The sequence below is a fragment of the Lentzea sp. genome, assembly GCF_036380075.1.
GTDB lineage: Bacteria > Actinomycetota > Actinomycetes > Mycobacteriales > Pseudonocardiaceae > Lentzea.
This window is the reverse complement of the sequence record NZ_DASVFL010000003.1, coordinates 1-2,902: the sequence shown is the minus strand read 5'-3', so window position 1 is coordinate 2,902 and position 2,902 is coordinate 1. Positions and strand designations below refer to the sequence as shown.

4 protein-coding genes and 1 pseudogene are annotated in these 2,902 nt (G+C 69.1%); 1 reads left to right on the top strand and 4 read right to left on the bottom strand.

What is annotated here, in order from left to right; translation table 11 throughout:
* The coding region (locus VF330_RS00280) for a zinc-binding dehydrogenase (RefSeq protein ID WP_330849397.1) at nucleotides 1-334 on the top strand (334 nt) is incomplete at its 5' end.
* Nucleotides 335-718: 384 nt separating this feature from the next.
* On the opposite strand, the gene VF330_RS00275 is transcribed toward VF330_RS00280, so the two are convergent.
* The 4 genes and pseudogenes from VF330_RS00275 to VF330_RS00260 form a co-directional block, all read right to left on the bottom strand.
* On the bottom strand, nucleotides 719-1,222 hold the full coding sequence (locus VF330_RS00275; protein WP_330849396.1) for a DUF6319 family protein: 504 nt from the start codon (nucleotides 1,220-1,222) through the stop codon (nucleotides 719-721).
* A gap of 93 nt (nucleotides 1,223-1,315) precedes the next feature.
* Nucleotides 1,316-1,537: a hypothetical protein gene (locus VF330_RS00270; RefSeq protein WP_330849395.1), complete on the bottom strand. Its 222-nt coding sequence runs from the start codon at nucleotides 1,535-1,537 to the stop codon at nucleotides 1,316-1,318.
* Nucleotides 1,534-2,688: a S8 family peptidase gene (locus VF330_RS00265; RefSeq protein ID WP_330849394.1), complete on the bottom strand. Its 1,155-nt coding sequence runs from the start codon at nucleotides 2,686-2,688 to the stop codon at nucleotides 1,534-1,536. The genes VF330_RS00270 and VF330_RS00265 overlap by 4 nt, the downstream gene beginning before the upstream one ends.
* A 63-nt stretch (nucleotides 2,689-2,751) precedes the next feature.
* A pseudogene (locus VF330_RS00260) lies at nucleotides 2,752-2,902 on the bottom strand (cation:proton antiporter); the annotation flags it as partial.

Here is a 2,902-nt window from a genome sequence, read left to right as displayed (position 1 = left end):
TGATCAGTCGTTGGTTGCGTTGGCTCCGTTCGGGCGGCTTGCGTTTTATGGCATGGCCTCGCGGGAAAGGCCGAAGCCGGTTGACCTCGGGGCGTTGCTGGTGCACTCCACGACCGTTGCGGGTATGTGGCTGCCGCACGCTTTGAAGGTCCGGGACGCGGAGCACGGGACGCTGGCGCATCGGGCCATGGCCGAGTTGTTCGCGCTTGTCGTGGACGGGCGGTTGAAGGCTGTTCCCGGTGGGGAGTACGGGATGTCGGAGATCCGGGCGGCTCATGAGGATCTTCGGGCTCGTCGGACTGCTGGGAAGCTGGTGCTCGACCCGTCTCGGTGAGTTGGTTGGGTGGTTGCGTTGGGTGGTCTTGTTCCTGTTTCAGGCGCGGGGCTCTGCCCCGGACCCCGCCAACTGATCAAGGACCGGGCCGGCGCCGCACGTAGGTAGATGGCACGCCTGTTGCGTTGGGCGGCTTGCTGTTGCGTGCGTTGGTCGCGATCCCACCTGCCAGGCATGGAAAAGCCAAGACTGCTCGCCTTCGGCTTCGCTACTGCTCGGCTTCGCCGTCGCGGGAGTGTCAGACCCCGTCTGTACGTTGGGTCACGGGGGAGCCTGAGTTCAAGGGGACCCCTGCGTCAGCCTGCGGTGCGCGAGCCGCCTGGCTCCTGGTACGCGAAGGGGCGGCCCGCTCCGCGCAGGCCGCCCCTTCTGTGTTGCCGGGTTTTACTCGGAGAGCTCTGCCAGCTGGGCCTTCACCCTGGCCAGCTCGGCCTCCAGCTCCTCCATGCGGGTGCGGTGCTGGTCGCGGGCCGCTTCCAGGACCGACTCGATGCCCTGCGCGATGTCCTCGTGCAGTTCCTTCGCTGCCTTGGCCACGGCGATGGCCGGGATCACCAGGCCCGACACGACGCGCTGCGTGCCGTGGACCAGGTCGGCCTGCCACTCGCCCTCGGCGGTGCCCGTCACCGTGAGGGTGAGCTCCACGGTGCGGGTCTTCTTCGCCGTGCTCTTCGGGCGGCCCGCCTTCGGCTTCTCGGCCTTGGGGGCCTCTGCCGCCTTCGGCGCTTCCACCGGCTTCGGCGCTTCCGTCAGCTTCGGCGCCTCGGTCGGCTGCGGCTTCTCGACCGGCTTGGGAGCCTCGGCCTTCGGTGCCTCGGGGGCCGCCGCCGGAGTCTCCTCCACTGCGGTCTCCTCGACTGCCTGCACCTCGGTGAGCGTGTCCGACACGATCAGGTTTCCTCTCTGCGCAACGACGTGACCCCGCGCACAGTCTAGAACACGTGTTCGATCAGACGTGAATGGGGTCGACGCAGAGCCTAGTCAGTACGGCGGGAGCTGCACGCGCCACTGCCGTTCGACGTCGAGCACGCCGGGGACGGCCTTCAGGGCCGGGATCGCTCTGACCTCCGCCGTTCCGGTGATGACTCCCAGGGCCTCCAGGACCGTGTCGACGACCAGGCCGGCCTCCCTCAGGTCGTCGAGGACCTTCGGGAGGCTGCCTTCGGTCACGGAGACCATCACCTGGTCCACCGCGGGTGTCATGGCGCCTGGACTAGCCCACCGCCGATGTCGGTGGACGGCAGCGGGAGCCTCAGCGCCGTCGAGGCCAGGCGGGACCACAGCTCGTAGCCCCTGGCGCCCGTCCTCTCGGCGATCAGGGCCGCCACGCCGGACACGTGCGGGGTGGCCATCGACGTGCCGCGCAGGCGCTTGTACTTCTCCGGCAGCTTGAACGACGAGTAGACGTCCACGCCGGGTGCCGCCACGTCGACCTGGCCGATCTTGTCCACCGTGCCCGACGAGAACGACGCGATGGCGCGGTTCACGTCGATCGCCGCCACCGCGATGATGCTCGGGCAGCGGGCCGGGTGGCCCACCGGCGCCACCTTGCCCGGTCGGGTGGACGCGTTGCCCGCCGCGGCGATGATCAGCGTGCCCTTGGCCAGCGCGCGCTGGGCGACCGTCTCGTAGATCTGCGAGTACGGCGTGTTCGCCGGGACGTCGGCGCCCAGCGACATCGAGATCACCGCGCAGCCGTTCGAGATGGCCCAGTCGATGCCCGCCAGGATGCCACCGTCGGCGCCCGAGCCCGCGTTCGACAGGACCTTGCCCGCGAAGATCTCCGCCTCGTGCGCGATGCCGTAGCCGGGCAGCGTCGACGGCTTGCGCGGGCCGCAGGACGTGCCGATGCAGTGCGTGCCGTGGCCGTGGCCGTCCTGCACGTCCTCGCCGGTGATGAACGACTTCGTGGTGATCGTGCGGCCCGCGAAGTCCGGGTGGTTCTGCTCCCAGCCGGTGTCCAGCACGGCGACCTTCACGCCCTTGCCGGTGGCCGTGCTGACGTCCGCGCCCACCGCCTGCAGGCCCCAGGTCAGCACCGACTCGTCGGCCGCCGGCTCGACGTCCTCCTCCGCCGGCGCCGCGAACACGTGCACGACGCGTTCCGGTTCGACGATCTGCACCGGTCCCGGCCGCTCGGCGGCGCCGTTCAGCTCGGCCAGCAGGTTCGGGTCGGCGGACACCACCGCGACACCGAGCTCGGGGAAGACCTGCACGGTCTCCACGTCCAGATCACCGCTGTTCGGGTCGAACCCGGCGATAGCGCCGAGCTCGGCCACCCCCTCCTCGATCGCGTCTTCCTGCAGCAGCACCAGGAAACGGCCTGTGGTCTCCACTTCCGCGGGTTCGGTCATGACTGTTCGCCCCTACTCTCCGTCTTGCTCTCACTAAAGAGTCGTCACGAGGAGGCGGTTGTTTCAGGCCGTTTGCCTTCTCCGTTGAAAGAATTCACCGATTGGCTCAACGTACTTGGCCGCGATGGGCCCGAGGATCGCCATCAGCAGCACGTACGCGGTCGCCAGGGCGGCCAGCTCGCCGTCCACCTGACCAGACGCCACGGCCAGACCG

Bases quoted from the DNA above. Each gene is read 5' to 3' on its own strand.
- VF330_RS00270 (WP_330849395.1), bottom strand. From the start codon at position 1,537: ATGACACCCGCGGTGGACCAGGTGATGGTCTCCGTGACCGAAGGCAGC.
- VF330_RS00265 (WP_330849394.1), bottom strand. From the start codon at position 2,688: ATGACCGAACCCGCGGAAGTGGAGACCACAGGCCGTTTCCTGGTGCTG.